13 protein-coding genes and 1 pseudogene are annotated in these 17826 nt (G+C 66.2%); 8 read left to right on the forward strand and 6 right to left on the reverse strand.

Annotated features, from left to right (window positions below; translation table 11 throughout):
* Position 1 precedes the first annotated feature (1 nt).
* Positions 2-1006: an ABC transporter permease gene (locus LJ754_RS00130; protein ID WP_227914424.1), complete on the forward strand. Its 1005-nt coding sequence runs from the start codon at positions 2-4 to the stop codon at positions 1004-1006.
* Entirely contained in the window at positions 1003-1947 is a 945-nt protein-coding gene (locus LJ754_RS00135; RefSeq protein WP_227914426.1) for an ABC transporter permease, read from the forward strand. The genes LJ754_RS00130 and LJ754_RS00135 overlap by 4 nt, the downstream gene beginning before the upstream one ends.
* A 93-nt stretch (positions 1948-2040) precedes the next feature.
* On the opposite strand, the gene LJ754_RS16665 is transcribed toward LJ754_RS00135, so the two are convergent.
* The 3 genes and pseudogenes from LJ754_RS16665 to LJ754_RS16795 form a co-directional block, all read right to left on the reverse strand.
* Entirely contained in the window at positions 2041-2268 is a 228-nt protein-coding gene (locus tag LJ754_RS16665; protein ID WP_331461504.1) for a hypothetical protein, read from the reverse strand.
* A 76-nt stretch (positions 2269-2344) separates the two neighbouring features.
* Positions 2345-2563 (reverse strand): annotated as a pseudogene (locus tag LJ754_RS16890) (hypothetical protein); the annotation flags it as partial.
* 2 nt (positions 2564-2565) lie between these two features.
* Positions 2566-4281 carry an ABC transporter ATP-binding protein gene (locus tag LJ754_RS16795; protein WP_227914430.1) on the reverse strand — a complete coding sequence of 572 codons (1716 nt, stop codon included), beginning with the start codon at positions 4279-4281 and terminating at the stop codon, positions 2566-2568.
* A gap of 124 nt (positions 4282-4405) precedes the next feature.
* Here LJ754_RS16795 and LJ754_RS00150 point away from each other — a divergent pair, with 124 nt between their 5' ends.
* The 5 genes from LJ754_RS00150 to LJ754_RS00170 all read left to right on the forward strand — a co-directional run bounded on the left by LJ754_RS00150 (position 4406) and on the right by LJ754_RS00170 (position 12713).
* A complete protein-coding gene (locus LJ754_RS00150; RefSeq protein WP_227924870.1) occupies positions 4406-6148 on the forward strand; it encodes an ABC transporter substrate-binding protein in 1743 nt (580 codons plus the stop codon).
* A 130-nt stretch (positions 6149-6278) separates the two neighbouring features.
* Positions 6279-7769, forward strand: coding sequence for a malate:quinone oxidoreductase (locus LJ754_RS00155; protein ID WP_227924871.1), 1491 nt, complete (start codon positions 6279-6281; stop codon positions 7767-7769).
* Positions 7770-7891: 122 nt separating this feature from the next.
* The gene (locus tag LJ754_RS00160) at positions 7892-11008 is read left to right on the forward strand and encodes an efflux RND transporter permease subunit (RefSeq protein WP_227924872.1); all 3117 of its coding nucleotides are present in this window, start codon (positions 7892-7894) and stop codon (positions 11006-11008) included.
* A gap of 103 nt (positions 11009-11111) precedes the next feature.
* Positions 11112-12248: an LLM class flavin-dependent oxidoreductase gene (locus LJ754_RS00165; RefSeq protein WP_227924873.1), complete on the forward strand. Its 1137-nt coding sequence runs from the start codon at positions 11112-11114 to the stop codon at positions 12246-12248.
* Between the two features lie 9 nt (positions 12249-12257).
* Positions 12258-12713 (forward strand): MarR family winged helix-turn-helix transcriptional regulator, encoded by a 456-nt coding sequence (locus tag LJ754_RS00170; protein ID WP_227914437.1) that lies wholly within the window; start codon positions 12258-12260, stop codon positions 12711-12713.
* Between the two features lie 5 nt (positions 12714-12718).
* Here LJ754_RS00170 and LJ754_RS00175 read toward each other — a convergent pair whose 3' ends face one another.
* From LJ754_RS00175 to LJ754_RS00185, 3 genes are all read right to left on the reverse strand, one after another.
* On the reverse strand, positions 12719-14200 hold the full coding sequence (locus tag LJ754_RS00175) for an MFS transporter (protein WP_227924874.1): 1482 nt from the start codon (positions 14198-14200) through the stop codon (positions 12719-12721).
* On the reverse strand, positions 14200-15621 hold the full coding sequence (locus LJ754_RS00180; protein WP_227924875.1) for a M20/M25/M40 family metallo-hydrolase: 1422 nt from the start codon (positions 15619-15621) through the stop codon (positions 14200-14202). The genes LJ754_RS00175 and LJ754_RS00180 overlap by 1 nt, the downstream gene beginning before the upstream one ends.
* Before the next feature lie 77 nt (positions 15622-15698).
* On the reverse strand, positions 15699-16175 hold the full coding sequence (locus LJ754_RS00185) for an Lrp/AsnC family transcriptional regulator (RefSeq protein ID WP_227914443.1): 477 nt from the start codon (positions 16173-16175) through the stop codon (positions 15699-15701).
* 212 nt (positions 16176-16387) lie between these two features.
* On the opposite strand from LJ754_RS00185, the gene LJ754_RS00190 reads away from it, so the two are divergent.
* Positions 16388-17809, forward strand: a complete 1422-nt coding sequence (locus LJ754_RS00190) for an amino acid permease (protein ID WP_227924876.1) — start codon at positions 16388-16390, stop codon at positions 17807-17809.
* Positions 17810-17826: the final 17 nt, after the last annotated feature.

Here is a 17826-nt window from a genome sequence, read left to right on the forward strand (position 1 = left end):
CGTGCTACGAGTCATCGGCAAACGCCTGCTTATGCTGATTCCCACCCTCATAGGCCTGTCCATCCTGCTGTTCCTTTGGGTGCGCAACTTGCCCGGAGGTCCGGCCACGGCCCTGCTCGGAGACAAGGCCTCACCGGAAGCCATTGCGAATATCAATAAGGCCTACGGATTTGACCGTCCCCTGATCGAGCAGTACTTCACCTACGTCGGGAAGCTCCTCAAGGGCGACTTCGGCACCTCCATCGTCACCGGGCGTTCCGTCCTGGAGGAATTCGGCACCCGTTTCCCGGCCACAGTGGAACTGGCCGTCGTTGCGCTGATCTTCGCCATCGGCATCGGCATTCCGCTCGGCTACCTGGCCGCCCGGCATTACGGACGTTTCTGGGACCACTCCTCCGTTGTCCTCTCGCTCATCGGCATCACCGTGCCGGTCTTTTTCCTGGCCTTCATTCTCAAATGGGTACTGGCCATCCAGCTGGGGTGGTTCCCCACCGACGGACGTCAGGACCCGCGGATCAATGCCACGCACGTCACGGACTTCTTTGTACTGGACGGGCTGCTGACACGGGAATGGGACGCCTCCTGGGATGCCATCCTGCACCTTGTGCTGCCGGCGATTGCCCTGGGCACCATCCCGCTGGCGATTATTGTGCGCATTACCCGCGCGTCTGTCCTGGAAGTCCAGGGTGCGGACTACGTCCGAACGGCCCGGGCGAAGGGGCTGATGGAAAAAACCATCCGCGGACGGTTCATCCTGCGCAATGCCATGCTGCCGGTCACCACCACCATCGGCCTGCAGACCGGGCTGCTGATCTCCGGCGCGGTGCTGACCGAAACCGTCTTTGCCTTCAGCGGGATAGGAAAATTCCTGAGGGACGCAATTTTTGCCCTCGACTACCCCGTGCTGCAGGGATTCATCGTCTTCATTGCCGTGGCGTACTCATTGATCAACCTGCTGGTTGACGTGTCCTACGGCTTCATCGATCCAAGGGTGCGTGTCCAGTGAGTACTACTCTGCCCCCCGCAGCAGGCGGGTCCGTTCTTCCCGAAGGTGCACCCACCGCCAAGCCGGCCGCCGAAAGCGGCATGTGGAAAGATGCCTTCCGCCGGCTTCGCCGCAATCCGGCCGCCGTTGCCGGTGCCGTAATTGTCGGTCTCTTTATCCTGGTGGCACTTCTCGCCCCGCTGCTGGCTCCGTACGGCGGCAATGATCTGCCCGGCCGCACGAACATCACCCCCACCAGCATTCCGGGCCCCGGCGCCATCGACGGCTATCCGCTTGGACTGGACCGCTTCGGCGGAGACGTGCTGTCCAAGCTGCTCTGGGGCGCCCGCGCGTCGCTGATCATCGGTGTGGTTTCCACCGCCCTCGGCCTGCTGGGCGGAATGCTGCTCGGCGTCCTTGCCGGCGGCCTGGGCGGCTGGGTGGACAGCGTCATCATGCGCTTTGTGGACATCCTTCTGTCGGTTCCGAACCTGCTGCTCGCGGTCAGTATCGCCGCCATGATGGGACAGAGCTCCGCTGCGATCATGATCGCCATCGGCGTGTCCCAGGTGCCGATCTTCGCGCGGCTGCTGCGCTCCTCGATGATCTCCCAGCGCAGCGCCGACTACATTCTCTCGGCGCAGACCCTCGGACTGAGCCGGCGGACCATCACCATGAGCCACCTGCTGCCCAACAGCACCGGACCGCTGATTGTCCAGGCGACGCTGACACTCGCGACTGCGGTGATCGACGCTGCAGCCCTGTCCTTCCTCGGCCTCGGCGGCGGACTGCCGCAGACCGCGGAGTGGGGGCGGATGCTCACCTACGCGCAGGCCGAACTCGGCGTGGCGCCCCAGCTGGCATTCCTGCCGGGCATCTGCATTGCCATCACCGCGCTGGGCTTCACCCTGCTGGGCGAGTCCCTGCGGGAAGCGCTGGATCCCAAGACGCGCCGGAAGTAGCCCGGCAGTAAAGCAAAAGGTCCCACCCGCATCGGGTGGGACCTTTTGCTTTGCTACTCACTGTCTTGCTTTGCTACTCACTGTCTTGCACTGCTACTCACTGTCCAGGGACCGCAGATACCCGGCGTTGCCCCGGATCGCCGGTTTGTACCGGTCCAGCTCCGCGGCGGAAACGTTGTCCGCCAGCAGTTCCAGCATGCCTGCGAGCGCGCTGTCCGCCCGGCCGCCGGCATGCAGCGTCAGCGCCTCGAAGACCCCCAGCGCCACCGAGTCCGGATATTCCCGGCGGGCCCGGGCGAACACCGCCAGGGATTCCTCCACCCGGCCCAGGATCCGGCAGGGTGCTCCCGTACTGCAGATAGCACCGCCGCAGGACATCGCCGTCCAGGCCGCCGGCGAGCGCACGCTCGTAGAAGCCTGCTGCAGTGTCCTCCTCCCCCGCTGTGTCATAGGCACCCCCCACTTCGTAGAGAACGCGCGGGTTCTCCGGAAAGCGCCGGTCGACGTCGAGCAGGGCCCTGATGGTCGGCTCCATCGCCTCCCGGTTCCGGGCGGCAAGGATCTGCTCCAGTTCCGCTTCCAATGCTGCTTCTTCCGCACCCCGTCCTGCTCCCATGGCTAGGAAGCCAGCTCGCCTTCCACGTCCAGTTTGTCCTCAATGTTCAGTTCATTGCCCGGAATGGAGGCCAGGAGCCTGCGCGTGTACGGGTGGCGCGGGTTGGAGAAGACCTCTTCCGACGTCGCTGCCTCCACCAGTTCCCCGTCCTTCATCACGCAGACGTAGTCGGAGATCAGCCGGACCACGGCCAGGTCATGGGAGATAAAGAGGTAACTGAGCCCGAACTCGCGCTGCAGGTCCCCTAGCAACTGCAGGATCTGGGCCTGGACCAGCACATCCAGCGCGGAGACCGGCTCGTCGCAGACGATCAGCTCAGGCTTGAGCGCCAGGGCACGGGCAATAGCCACGCGCTGGCGCTGCCCGCCGGAAAGCTCGGCCGGATAGCGGTGCAGCATCTCCTGCGGCAGTGCCACCTGGTCCATGAGTTCCCGGACGCGCTGCTGCCGCTCGGCCTTGTTGCCGCGGCGGTAGGTCTTCAGCGGCTCCTCAAGGATCCGCTCAATGGTGTACATGGGGTCCAGGGAGGAGTACGGGTCCTGGAAGATAGGCTGCACCCGCTGCCGGAAGTCGCGCAGCTGGACCTTGTTCAGCGACGCAACGTCCATCCCGTCGAAGGTCATGGTCCCCGATGTGGGCTCAATAAGCTTGAGCAGCATCCGCGCCGTGGTGGTCTTCCCCGAACCGGACTCCCCCACAATAGCCACGGTGCGGCCGCGCGGAATGTCCAGGGTAACGTTCCGGGCCGCATAAAAATCATCCGCCCGGCCGCGGATCTTGAAGACCTTGGTGAGGTCCCGGAATTCGACAATGTTGTCCGGGGCGGCGTCGTCCGCTGTGTCCGTTCCGGCGGCAGCTCCACTCTCCTCCGCATCCCCCGCCGCGCTGAAGGCGCCCGGGCGGAGCCGGACCGCCGCCACGCTGGGGGCGGCCCGGACCAATGACTGGGTGTACGGGTGCTGCGGGTCCTCCAGCAGCTGGCGGGCCGGTCCAGTCTCCACGACTTCACCGCGGTGCATCACCACCAGTTCGGAGGCACGCTCGGCCGCGAGCCCGAGGTCGTGGGTAATCAGCAGGACCGATGTGCCCAGTTCTTCCGTCATGCGGTCGATCTGGTCAAGGATGGTCCGCTGGACCGTTACGTCCAGCGCACTCGTGGGTTCATCGGCAATCAAGAGCCGGGGACGGCAGGCCAGGCCAATGGCGATCAGGGCCCGCTGGCGCATGCCGCCGGAAAATTCATGCGGGTACTGCTTGGCTCGTTCAGCGGCGTTGGGCAGTCCGGCGGCGGTCAGGACCTCCACAACCTTGCGGTCCACGTCCTTCGCGGTGGCCATGCCGTGCACCAGCAGGGTCTCGGCAACCTGGGTTCCGATTTTGGTCACCGGGTTCAGGTTGGACATCGGGTCCTGCGGCACCAGGCCGATGGACCGGCCCCGAATGGCCCGCATTTTCGCCTCGGGCAGTCCCACCAGTTCCTGACCGTCGAAGCGAATGCTGCCCGACGCCACTGTGCCGTTGCCCGGCAGCAGGCCGATGACGGCCATAGCCGTGGTGGACTTCCCGGAGCCGGACTCCCCCACAATGGCCAGTGTCTTGCCTGCGGGCAAGGAGAACCCGGCGTTGCGGACGGCGGACACTTCGCCGTCCATGGTGCGGAAATTAACCGCGAGGTTGCTCACCTCGAGCAGGGGCGTATCAGCGCTCAAATCAGTCATTTCCCCATCCTGCCCCACCGGCACCTCTTGTGACGCGTGTCTCACCGGTGTTTACCGGTTTTTAATCATTTAGAATGGGAAATCATCAAAACGGAGGGATGGAGCGTCCCGGAGGAGTATCACCGTGACCCGATCCGACCCAGTAAAACCCGGCACAGCAGAACCCGGACGGGAACCAGCCCGGGCCAGTTCCGGCCCCAGCGGTCCTTCCCTCTCCCGCCGTTCCATCATCAGGGCCGGGGCAGCAGCGGCAGCCTTCATGCTTGCCGGCTGCACGGCCGAAGCCGCCGAAGACAAGCCCACGGCTGCAGCCGGCACGACCGCACCTACCGGCCCTTCCGCCCGCTTCACCTTCGCGACGGCGGCGCGTCCGGTCACCCTGGATCCGGCCCTCGCCTCCGACACTGAGTCCTACCGGGTCACCCGGCAGGTCCTTGAGGGGCTGGTGGGCGTGGACGCCCTGACCTCGGCCCCCACACCCCTGCTGGCCAAAAGCTGGACGCAGTCCGAGGACCGCAGGACCTATACGTTCGAACTGCGGCAGGACGTGACCTTCCACGACGGTGAGCCCTTCAACGCCGAAGCCGTACGGCGGAACTTTGAACGCTGGTACAACATGCCCGAGTCCGTGCGCACCGATTCGCTGATGTACAAGTCGGTATTCCGGGGCTACTCGGATACGCCCGCCCTCACCGTCTACAAGGACTGCGTTCCGGTAGGCGAATACACCGTCCGGGTCATCCTGACCGAGCCCCTGGACAGCTTCATTCCCGCCCTCGCAGCACCGGCGTTCGCCATGTCATCACCGAAGGCACTGGCCGAGGCAAGCGCGGACGAGCTGACCCGGGAACTCAACGGGCGCAAGATCTCCGCCTACGGCGTCCATCCCGTAGGCACCGGCCCTTACCGCTTCGGCACATGGGACGAAGACACCATTGAACTGACGGCCTACCCGGAATACTGGGGCGAACCCGGCCAGATCGGGACCGTGGTCTTCAGGACGATCAACAGCCCCGAGGGCCGCCTGCGTGCCCTGAAGAAGCGCGAGGTGGACGGCTACGACCTGGTTACGGTGAACGACGTCGGCGAACTGGCGCGCAACGGCCAGCAGATCCAGCAGCGCGATCCGTATTCCATCCTGTACCTGGGCATCAACCAGAGCTTCCCCGGACTGGACAACGTCCTGATGCGCCGTGCGGTGGCGCACGCCATCGACAAGCCTGCCGTCCTGGACGGCCTGTTCCTCAACGGCACCAAGCCTGCCAACCAGTTCCTGCCGGAAAAGCTGGGACTGACGTCCGACTCGGCCACCGGTTACGGCTACGAACCGGAGAAGGCCAAGGAACTGCTCATCGAAGCCGGGTATGACGGCCGGGAGCTGCCGTTCTACTATCCCCGGCACGTTACCCGCAGTTACCTGCCCACGCCCGAAAAGGTCTATGCCCGGCTCAGCAGCCAGCTGACCGCTGCCGGCTTCAACATCCGCCCGGTCCCGGTGGACTGGTCCGAGGGCTACTTGGAAAAGGTGCATGGCAAGGAAGACCGGGCCTTCCACCTGCTGGGGCTGGCCGGCAGTTACGAAGCCGGCGACAACTTTGTCGGCACGCTCTTTGGGCGCTACACCGAGGAATTCGCGTTCAACGACCCGGAAGTATTCACCGGCGTCGAGAAGGCGCGCACGCTGGGCGAGGGCCAGGATCAAACTGACGCCTACCACGCGATTACCAACCGGATTTCCGAGCGCGTACCGGCTATCCCGCTCGCCTTCCCCATCTCTGCCCTGGCGCTGTCCCCCCGCGTCGCGTCCTACCCCACCAGCCCCGTCCTCCACGAAGTCTTCAACCGAATCTCCCTCGCGGACCGCTGAGGCGCCGGGGCCTTTACCGGACCGGTTGCGGTTTGCCCCGGCAAAGCAGTGCAAGTAGGCGATAATTTTAGGAAGCCACCTGCTCAGGGATACGCTTCTATGGCTAGCGCCCACGCGACTGGAGACGAAGTTGACTGCAAATAGCCCGGCGGATAATTCCGCAACGAAAACAGATGTACTGCTGATCGGCGGCGGCATCATGAGCGCGACCCTCGGGGCGTTCCTGAAGCAGCTGGCGCCGGATTGGGACATCTCCCTCTATGAGCGCCTCGACCGCGCAGGGCTGGAAAGCTCCGACCCGTGGAACAACGCGGGAACCGGCCACGCCGCGCTCTGTGAACTGAACTACAGCCCGGCCGCAGCCGACGGCTCCGTTGACCCGGCGAAGGCGGTGGGCATCAACGAGCAGTTCCAGGTTTCCCGGCAGTTCTGGTCGCATCTGGTCTCTGCAGGCCACATCTCCAACAACTTCATTAATCCGCTGCCGCACATGAGCTTTGTTTGGGGCGACGCGCATTCGGAGTACCTGCGCCGCCGCTGGGAATCGCTGAGCGCGCAGCCCCTCTTCAAGACCATGGAATTCTCCGAGGATCCGGCCGAGCTGGCGGAGTGGGCCCCCCTGATCATGGAAGGCCGCGACCCCTCCCAGCGGGTTGCAGCCTCCCGCGTGGTCGGCGGCACCGACGTCGATTTCGGTGCGCTGACCCGCGAACTGACCAATTACCTCGGCGCCAACGGGGTGAACATGCACTTCCGCCACGAAGTGGGCAACGTATCCCGTTCCTCCACCGGCGGCTGGGACGTCAAGGTCAAGGACCTGGCCACCGGCACCGCCCGCACCGTCAGCGCCAAGTTCGTCTTCATCGGCGGCGGCGGCGGCGCACTGCACCTGCTCCAGGCCTCCGGCATCCCCGAGGGCAAGGGCTTCGGCGGCTTCCCCGTCTCCGGCCAGTTCCTGCGCTCCACGGATGAGTCCATCATTGCCCGCCACAACGCCAAGGTGTACGGCCAGGCTTCCGTGGGTGCCCCGCCCATGTCCGTGCCGCACCTGGACACCCGGTTCGTCAACGGACAGCGTTCCCTGCTGTTCGGCCCGTACGGCGGCTTCTCACCCAAATTCCTGAAGACCGGTTCCTACCTGGACCTGCCGCTCTCGGTCCGGCCGTCCAACCTCGTGCCGATGCTGGGCGTGGCCAAGGACAACATGAGCCTGGTCAAGTACCTCGTCACCGAAGTCCTGAAGACCCGCGAAGGCAAAACGGCCGCACTGCAGGAATTCATGCCCTCCGCCAAGACCGAGGGCTGGGACCTCATCACAGCGGGCCAGCGCGTCCAGGTCATCAAGAAGGACCCGAAGAAGGGCGGTGTGCTGCAGTTCGGCACCGAACTCATCACCGCCGCAGACGGTTCCATCGGCGCCCTGCTGGGCGCATCCCCCGGAGCCTCCACGGCACCGCCCATCATGATCAACCTGCTCAAGCGTGCGTTCCCCCGCCAATTCGACGGCTGGGAACCGAAGATCAAGGAAATGATCCCGGGCTACGGCGTCAAGCTCAACGAAAACGAGCGTTTGATGGAAGAGATCAACGCCGACACGAGCAAGGTCCTGGGCCTGTCCTAGGAACGGCACCGCGGCGCAGGCCTGCCTTCACGGCGGGCCTGCGCCGCACTCTGTTTCAGGCGCCGGGCATTCGGCGCTGCACCACCTCCCCTTCTCCAGTTCGCCCTTCCTAAGGCAGGATCATGGACCGTTTGGCCAAGCTGTCCCTCTCCAACCGGGCGCTCATTGCCCTGATCACGGTGTTCGTGGCGGTTTTCGGCGTCATTTCCATGAGCTCCCTGAAGCAGGAGCTGATCCCGTCGCTGGAGTTCCCGCAGATCAGCGTCATAACTGCCCTGCCCGGCGCCTCCCCCGAGGTGGTGGATGCCCAGGTCAGCGAACCGCTGGAAGGGGCGCTGACCGCCGTCGAAGGCCTGGAAGATTCCTCGGCCACGTCCCGTTCCGGGATCTCCACCATCAGCCTCACCTTTGCCTACGGCACGGACCTGGACCGGGCCCGCGGGCAGGTGGACCGTGCAATCTCCAATTCCCGGCAGCTGCTGCCCGAGGATGCCAATCCGCAGTCGCTGGCCGGCAGCATCAGTGATTTCCCCATCGTCTATCTGGCGGTGTCCTCCGATGAACCGCTGGCCGAGCTCAATGCGGACCTGCAGCGCCTGACCGTTCCCCGCCTGCAGAAAATCGAAGGCGTCCGGACAGCAGAAGTCACCGGCGGATCCACCCGGCACGTCGCCATCCTTCCCGACGACGCCGCCTTCGCCCGGCTGGGCGTCACGCCCGCCGCCATAGTGGATGCGCTGGAAAACAGCGGCGCACTGCTGCCCGCCGGAACCGTTAATGAGGACGGCCGGACCCTCTCCATCCAGGTGGGCGCACCGCTGGACAGCCTGGAGAAGATTTCCGCCCTCCCGGTCGAGTCCGCCGGCGGCAACGGCGACGGCGCACCGGTCACCATCGGAGACGTGGCAACCGTAAACATCACCGAAGATGAAGCCACCTCCATCACCCGGACCAACGGCGAAGCGACGCTGGCCGTGTCCGTCACCAAGACCCCGGCCGGAGACACGGTCGGCATCTCGCACGAGGTCATGGACCTGCTGCCGTCGCTGCAGGAGGAACTGGGCAACGGCGCGGAATTCACCGTGGTCTTTGACCAGGCGCCCTTCATTGAGCAGTCCATTTCCGACCTCACCACCGAAGGCCTGCTCGGGCTGGGCTTCGCTGTGCTGGTCATCCTGGTTTTCCTGCTCTCCATCCGCTCCACGCTGGTCACCGCTGTCTCCATTCCGCTGTCCCTGCTGGTGACCTTCATCGGCTTGCTGGCATTCGGCTACTCCCTGAACATCCTCACCCTCGGCGCCCTGACCATCGCGATTGGCCGGGTGGTGGACGACTCGATCGTCGTCATCGAAAACATCAAGCGGCACCTGGGCTACGGCGAGGACAAACGCACGGCCATCCTCACCGCCGTGCGGGAAGTGGCCGGCGCCGTGACGGCGTCCACGCTCACCACCGTGGCGGTGTTCGCTCCCATTGCGTTTGTGGGCGGCCTCGCCGGCGAGCTGTTCCGGCCCTTCGCTGTCACCACCACGCTGGCCCTCCTGGCCTCGCTGCTGGTCTCCCTGACCATTGTGCCGGTGCTGGCCTACTGGTTCCTGAAGTCCTCCCCGCCGGTGGCCGACCCCGAGGCGTACCGTGCCGAAGCCGAGGAACGCGAATCCCGGACCATGCTGCAGCGCGGTTACCTGCCGGTCCTGCGCACCACCCAGCGCCACCCGGTGTACACCGTGGTTGCCGGGCTGATCATCCTCCTGGCCACGGCGGCAATGACGCCGCTGCTTCCGACCAACCTGTTGGGTGACACCGGCCAGAACAACTTCAGCGTGCGGCAGGAACTGCCCGCCGGCACATCGCTGGAGCGCACATCCGAGGCCGCCGGCAAGGTGGAGGACATCCTCTCCGGCATCGACGGCGTCAAGGACGTGCAGGTCACCATGGGCACCTCAACCTCCGGGCTGGCCGCGTTCACGGCGGGCGGCTCGTCGGTAGCGAACTTCACGGTCATCACCGAGGAGGGCGTGGACCAGGTGGCACTGCGCGACACCGTCCGGACGGCCATCGAGGACGCGGACGACGCCGGCAACGTCACCTTGGGCAGCACGGGCGGCGGTTTCGGCACGTCGAACACTGTGGACATTGAGCTCTCCGCCGGCGACCCGGCTGATCTGCAGCCGGCCAGCGACGCGCTTGTGGCGGCCATGTCCGACCTGCCCGGCGTCGCCGAGGCCAGCAGCAACCTTTCCTCCTCCCAGCCGGTGGTCCAGGTGACCATCGACCGGGCGAAGGCAGTGGCCGCCGGCCTCAATGAGCAGCAGATCGCCGGGCTGGTGGCCTCGACCGTCAGCCCGCTGCCGGCCGGCACGGTCCGGCTGGGCACCGATGACCTGCCGGTGCTCATCGGTGAGGGCACGCCCATCACTTCCCTGGAACAGCTCAACAGTGTCGCGGTGCCGACCGGTTCCGGTCCGGTGCCGCTGCGCGACCTGGCCACCGTCCAGGAGGTCTCCGTGCCGACGTCGGTCTCCTCTTCCGGCGGCGAACGCACCGCCGTCGTCTCCGTCTCCCCCGAGGGCGACAACCTGGGTGCGGCCATCACCGAAGTCCAGGCCCGGCTGGCGGAGGTGGACCTGCCGGCCAGCGTGACCGCCGAACTCAGCGGCGCCGCCACCCAGCAGAACGAGTCCTTCACCCAGCTCGGCCTGGCGCTGCTGGCTGCCATCGCCATTGTGTACGTGATCATGGTGGCCACCTTCAAGTCCCTGCTGCAGCCGCTGATCCTGCTGGTCTCCATTCCCTTCGCGGCCACCGGCGCCATCCTGCTGCTGCTGGTCAGCGGCGTCCCGCTGGGCCTGCCTTCCCTGGTAGGCATGCTGATGCTGGTGGGCATTGTGGTGACCAACGCCATTGTGCTGATGGACCTGATCAACCAGTACCGGCAGCCGCGGGACGGCAGGCCGGGCATGAACGTGGAGGACGCTATTTTCCGCGGTGCCCGGCAGCGCCTGCGGCCGATCCTGATGACCGCGCTGGCCACGGTGTTCGCCCTGACCCCGATGGCACTGGGCGTCACCGGCGAGGGCGGGTTCATTTCCCGCCCGCTCGCCATTGTGGTGATTGGCGGCCTGATCTCCTCCACCGCCCTGACGCTGATCCTGGTGCCGGTGCTCTACCGGCTGGTTGAGGGTTCCCGCGAGAAGCGCCAACTGCGCAGGGAGCGCACGGCAGAGATGCATGCCTAGCCGCAGCCCGGAGCCGGGAATGAACCGGGGCAGGTAACCGTTGGAAGGAAAATGTATGCGTATGCATATACTTTGAGGACCATTCCAACTTCCGGAGGCCAACATGCAGATCGGCGTCTTTAGCGTCAGCGACATCACCCGCGACCCCGTCACCGGCCGCATCCCCACCGAGGGTGAGCGGATCAAGGCAGCCGTGGCCATCGCCCGCAAGGTCGAAGAGATCGGCATGGACGTGTACGCCACCGGCGAGCACCACAACCCGCCCTTCTATGCCAGCTCCCCCACCACCCTCCTGGGCTACATTGCCGCCCAGACCGAGCGGATCATCCTCTCCACCACCACCACGCTGATCACCACCAACGATCCGGTGAAGATCGCCGAGGATTTTGCCATGCTCCAGCACGTGGCCGACGGCCGCGTGGACCTGGTCCTGGGCCGGGGCAACACTGCCCCGGTGTACCCGTGGTTCGGCAAGGATCCGCAGGATTCAGTGGAACTGACCGTGGAGAACTACAACCTGCTGCGCCAGCTCTGGGACAAGGACACCGTGAACTGGGAAGGCAAGTTCCGCACCCCGCTGCGCAACTTCACCGCCACGCCGCCTCCGCTCGACGGCGTCGCGCCCTTTGTGTGGCACGGCTCCATCCGCACGCCGCAGATAGCCGAAATTGCCGCCTACTTCGGTGACGGCTTCTTCGCCAACAACATTTTCTGGCCGAAGGAGCACTACATGCAGCTCATCGGACTGTACCGCGAACGGTACGAGCACTACGGCCACGGCCGCGCAGACCAGGCCATTGTGGGACTGGGCGGGCAGTTCTTCATGCGGAAGAACTCCCAGGACGCAATCAACGAGTTCCGGCCCTACTTCGACAACGCCCCGGTGTACGGGCACGGCCCGACCATGGAGGATTTCACCGCCCAGACCCCGCTGACCGTCGGCAGCCCGCAGGAGGTGCTGGAGAAGACGCTGACGTTCCAGGAGTACTTCGGCGACTACCAGCGCCAGCTTTTCCTGATTGACCACGCCGGACTGCCGCTCAAGACGGTCCTGGAACAGCTGGACCTCTTCGGCGAATACGTCCTGCCGGAGCTGCGGAAGGAACTCGACAGCCGGCGCCCCGCGGGCGTTCCGGACGGCCCCACGCACGCCGCACGCGTGGCCGCCCGCAACGATGCAGCCGGTGCAGTCCCGGCATCCGCACCGTCACCGTCGGCGGCCGCTGCCGGCGTTCAGTAGGCTGGGAGCATGCACTCCTCCAACGACGCCAGCGTGAAGCAGGCAGCCGAAACCTGGGAATCCCTCTTCCGCGTCCAGGTGGGGGTGATGCGTCGCCTCCAGCGCGATCCTGAGTTTCGGGACCTCACCATGCGCGAGTACGACGTCCTGTTCAACCTCACCCGGTGCCCCGGAGGCTGGAGCCGGCTAAATGAGCTCAACGAGCACCTGCTGATCAGCCAGCCCAGCCTCAGCCGGATGGTGGACCGGCTCGAGGCCCGGGGCCTGGTGCAGCGACGGCCGGCGGAACAGGACCAGCGCGGCGTCGAACTGTCGCTAACGGATGAAGGCCGGGCGGTGCAGCGCCGCCTGGGACGGATCCATGTGCGCGGCATCCACGAGCTCCTCACCCCCGCATTGGACGGTGAGGAGCTGGTCCGGCTCAAGGAACTCACGGATAAGGTGCTGGCGAGCCTGGAGGACTAGCGGGATCAGGCGGCCGCTTCCTCCGCCGTCAACGGCGGGTCGGCAAATGCTAGCCGCGGCACCATCAGCAGGACCGCGGCCGCCACGAACGCCGTCACGGAGCACACCGTCCAGACCGTCAGGTACCCCTCCAGCGGTGCCGCAGTGGCGGTTGCACCGGCCGGAGACAGAGCATCCACGGCCGCGCTGGCCAGGGCAATGCCGAATGCTGCTGAGGCGAAGGACCCGCCGATGGCCTTGGTGGTGTTGGTCAGGCCGGTGGCCATGCCGGTCCGGTTCAGCGGAGCTGCCGCCGCGGCAGCTGACGGAAGCGCCGCCACCAGGGCACCGGATCCCAGCCCGGCCACCACCATGTTCGCCAGCGTCTGCGGCAGGGTGTCGTGGAAGGGCAGGAACAGGGCGTAGCCGACGCCGACCAGCACAGCCGCGCCCACCAGGGTATTGCGCGGGGTGGTCCGCCGTGCCGCCGCCGGGAAGAGCAGCGCCCCGGCCAGCAGGGCCAGAACATAGCTTCCGATAATGATGGACACCTGGGAGGCCTCCAGGCCTAGCCCGTAGCCGTGCTGGCCGGGGTCGGTGCGGGCGAAGGTGGACATGGGCGCCTGCGCTCCCAGCACCGAGATGCCGAACAGGCCGGCGGTCAGCTGCACCGGCCACATGGCAGGACTGCGCAGCATCGCGAAGTCCACCAGCGGATCCTTCCGCCCCGACTCGTAGCGGACGAACGGGATGAAAACCGCCGCGCCGGCTGCCAGCACAGCCCAGGCCCACCAGGTTTCCGGACCGTTGATCCGCAGGAAGGTCAGTCCCGAGGTCAGCGTCAGCAGTCCGAAGGCGAGCAGTGCAAAACCCGTCCGGTCCACGGTGCCGCCGTCCAGGGCGGTGGACTCAGGGACCCCGAACTGCACGGCGAAAATGCACAGTGTGACAGCGAGTGCCGGGATGGAAAGCGTCAGCCAGAGCATGCCGGCGAACTGTTCCACCAGCATCCCGCCCACGAGTGCGCCGCCGATGACCCCCAGTTCCAGCGCGCCCACCAGGATCCCCGCCGCCTTGCGGGTCAGCACGGCGCGGTTGGGTTGCTGCCGCAGCCGGCTGAAGATCAGGGCGATTTCCATCGGCAGCCAGACCACGTAGAAACCCTGCAGCGACCAGGCAGCCAGGAAGGTCCAGAAATCCGGGGCAAATGCGACGCCCCAGGAAGCGATGGCCGTCAGCACCGTGGAGGCCAGCAGGATGCGTTTGTGGCCGTAGATGTCCCCCAGCTTCGCAAGGATGGGAACAGCCAGGGCACTGAGCATCAACTGGGCGGATTCAAACCAGTTGACATCGCCGTCGTCGATCCCCAGGTGCCGGGCAATGTCGGTGAGCATGGGGGTGTAATAGCCCTGCAGGATGCCGCTGGTCAGTTCCACCAGCACCAGGAAACCGACGACGCTGCCTATCATCCGCAGCCCGGCGGGCGGCGCGGCTGGCACCGCCGGCATCAGAGCGCGCCCATCAGGGTGCGGTAGAACAGGATGCCCTCACCGAAGGTTTCGATGCCTATTTTTTCGTTGTCGGCGTGGATGCTTGCCCGGTCCGCGGCGCTCATCCGGAACGGCGCGAACCGGTACACCGCGTCGCAGATGTTCGTGAACCGGCGGGCATCGGTGCCGCCGAGCATGATGTAGGGCACCGGAACGGCGTCGGGAAAGCTGCTGCGGATGCTGGCCTCCAGCAGCGCGAACTGGGCATTGTCCGTAGCGGATACCGGGGAGGGCTCATTGCCTTCCACCACCCGCAGGGACACCTTCGGGTCGCTGATGATTTTGCGCAGGTGTACCAGTGTGGACTCCACGCTGGAGCCCACGGCTACCCGGATGTTCGCGTTGGCCGTGGCCCGGGTGGCCAGGACGTTGGAGCCCTTGCTGCCGCGCAGCTGGGTGACGGCCACGGTGGTGCGGGTCATGGCATTGGGTTCGCCGCCGAGCAGCCCGAACACCCGGGTCAGCACCGGTCGCAGGCGCCGCACCTTGCCCAGCACCAGCCGGGGAAGCAACGGTGCGGACCCGGAGAGCCGCTCGATCATTTCCACGGTGACGTCCGGCAGGGCCGCCGGGAACGGACGGCGGTCCAGCCGGACAACCGCCCGGGCCAGCCTCGCCGTCGCGCCCATCCGGTTGGGTGTGGAGGCGTGCCCGCCCTGGTCCTCGGTGGCCAGTTCGACGTCGAGGATCCCCTTTTCGGCCACGCCCACCACGGCCAGGGGTGCGGACACGAACGGAAACGCTCCGGATGCCACTGCGCCGCCCTCATCCAGCACCAACCAGGGACGGATGCCGCGCCGGGCCAGCAGATCCGCGGCGGCGGCAGCGGTGTCGCCTGCGGTTTCCTCGTTGTTGCCGAAGGAGAAGTAGAGGTCCTGCTGCGGGGCAAAGCCCTCGGCGAGAAGCTGTTCGGCCGCTTCCAGGACGGCGGCAAGGGCGCCCTTGTCGTCCAGGGCGCCGCGGCCGCAGATGGACGTCTCCGTGACGGTGCCCGCGAACGGCGGATGGTCCCACCGCTGCGGATCTTCAACCGGGACGACGTCGTAGTGCGCCATCAGGACCACCGGGCCTCGGGAGCCGCCGGTCGCCGGGTCTGCAGTTGCGGGGCCTGCCGTGTCGTTCCCCGACGTGTCGCTGCCCGGCCAGCGGTACAGCAGGCCCAGGCCGTTGATCCGCTCCACTTCCAGCTCCTTGTGGACGCGGGGAAACAGCTCGGGCAGGGCGGCGATGAAACCAACAAACTGGTCCGGTTCCATCTCTTCGGGAACGCGCGAAGAGACCGTTCGGAAGGTCAGGAGACGGGCCAGTTTGGGAGCAGCCTCGAGGCCGGTGCGCAGTGCTGTGGCAGGGGCTGTGCGTGGGGTGGTGTCGCTAAGCATGGGCCGAGTGTAACCGCACTGTGGCGCAGGCCACTTCAGCAGGCGGACCCGGTCCCCTACCGTTGCGGCACGGCGGATCAGCTCTCGGGAACGGCGGCCGCATTCAGCAGCGGCAGCATCCGGCCCTCAAAGTGCGTGTTGAGCACAATCACCGAAGAGGTCCGCAGCACGGTATTGGTAGCCACAATGGCGTCGATCACCCGCTGCAGGTCCGAGTTGGAGCGTGCTGCCACCCGCGCCAGCAGGTCGCTCTCCCCCGATACGGTGTGCACTTCCTGGATCTCGGGGATGCGGGACAGGGCGGCTACCACCGCATCATGGCCGGTGTCCTGGCGGATGGTCAGCGAACAGTACGCCACCACGTCATAGCCCAGGGCCTCGGCGTCGATCCGCGGACCCCAGCCGGCGATCACCCCGGTCTGCTGCATCCGGTCCAAGCGGGCCTGCACAGTGGCACGGGCAACGGACAACCGGCGGGAGGCCTCCAGCACCGACATCCGGGGGTTGTCGGTGAAAAGGGTCACGATGCGGGCGTCCAGCGCGTCGGTTGGCATGGGGTCCTTTCGGGGCAGTTACGAGGCAGTTAGAGGGCTAACAGAAAGGCGGCAGTGTACAAATTGTAGAGCCACTCGGGCACGGGCCCGGACCAGCTGGTACACAGACCGGCTCTAAGATGGAATGCGGTGTACAGACCTGCCACGTCCGCCGGAACGGGGCCGGCGGGCGGCACCGGCAGCCAGTCCAACGTTCTAAGGCCCTGTTTTCCATGCCACAATCCGCCCTCCCGTCCAGCACCCAAGCGCCCGCCGGGGCTGCGGATTCCTCTGCGCCGCGGAAGATGCAGCCGCGCCACCTGGTGCTGATGAGCCTGGGCAGCGCCATCGGCACCGGATTATTTGTGGGTTCCGGCGCCGGTATTGCCGCTGCCGGACCGGCCGTGCTGATTTCCTTCCTGATCGCCGGCACCATGGTCATCCTCATCATGCGGATGATGGGGGAAATGGCCGCCGCAGACCCCAGCAGCGGGGCCTTCTCGGTCTACGCCGAAAAGGCGCTCGGGCGGACCGCGGGCACCACCGTCGGCTGGCTGTGGTGGTTCCAGATCGTGATCGTGATTGCCGCGGAAGCGACGGCGGCGGCGGCCATTACGGCGTCACTGGTCCCCGGCGTCGAACAGTGGGTCCTGGCACTGGCCTTCATCATTGCCTTTACCGCGGTCAATCTGGCCGGGGCGGCAAGCCTGGGTGAATTCGAGTATTGGTTCGCGATCCTCAAGGTAGCCGCCATCATCATTTTCCTGGGCGTCGGAGTAGCGTTCATTGCGGGCTGGCTGCCCGGCGTGGCGTCCCCGGGAGTGGACAACCTCTTCAACAACGGCGGGTTCATGCCCAACGGGATGACCGGCGTCGCCTCCGGGCTGCTGCTGGTGGTGTTCGCTTTCGGCGGCACCGAAATCATCACCATCGCCGCCGCAGACACGGAAGAACCGTCCAAAAACATCGCCGCCGCCATCAGCTCCGTGATCTGGCGGATCCTGGTCTTCTACATCGGCTCCGTGCTGGTGATGGTCACCGTCCTGCCCTGGGACAGTGAAGCACTGAGCACCGGGCCGTTCGTGGCCGTGCTCCACGCTGCCAAGGTTCCCGGCGCCGATACCGTGATGGCGGTGGTGATCGTGATCGCCCTGCTCTCGGCGATGAACGCCAACCTCTACGGTGCCTCGCGGATGGCCTACTCGCTGGGCGAGCGCGGACGGGCTCCGGCAGCCCTTGGCCGCCTGAGCTCCGGCGGCGTTCCGCGCCGGGCCGTCCTGGCCTCCGTGGCGTTCGGGTTTATTGGCGTGGTGCTGAACTATCTCTACCCGGACACCGTGCTGATGATCCTGCTCAACCTGGTGGGCTCCAGCTGCCTGGTGGTTTGGGGCATCTCAATTGTTTCCCAGATCATCCTGAGGCGCCGGGCCGACGCGGCCGGCACCGAACTGACCTTCAAAATGTGGGCGTTCCCGTGGCTGTCCTACTTTGCCCTGGCTCTGCTGGCAGGCATTGTGGTCCTTGGTTTCTTCGACGACGCCGTGCGCGTCCAGCTGCTCGCAACGGCGGGACTGAGCGCCGTGCTGGTCCTGCTGGCGTGGCGGTTCGAACGGCGCAGTGCCCGGCGCCGGCCGGCAGCCGGCCCGGCAGCCTAGGATGCCGGGCCGGCTGC

This window comes from Arthrobacter sp. zg-Y40 (genome assembly GCF_020731535.1).
Classification (GTDB): Bacteria; Actinomycetota; Actinomycetes; order Actinomycetales; family Micrococcaceae; genus Arthrobacter_B.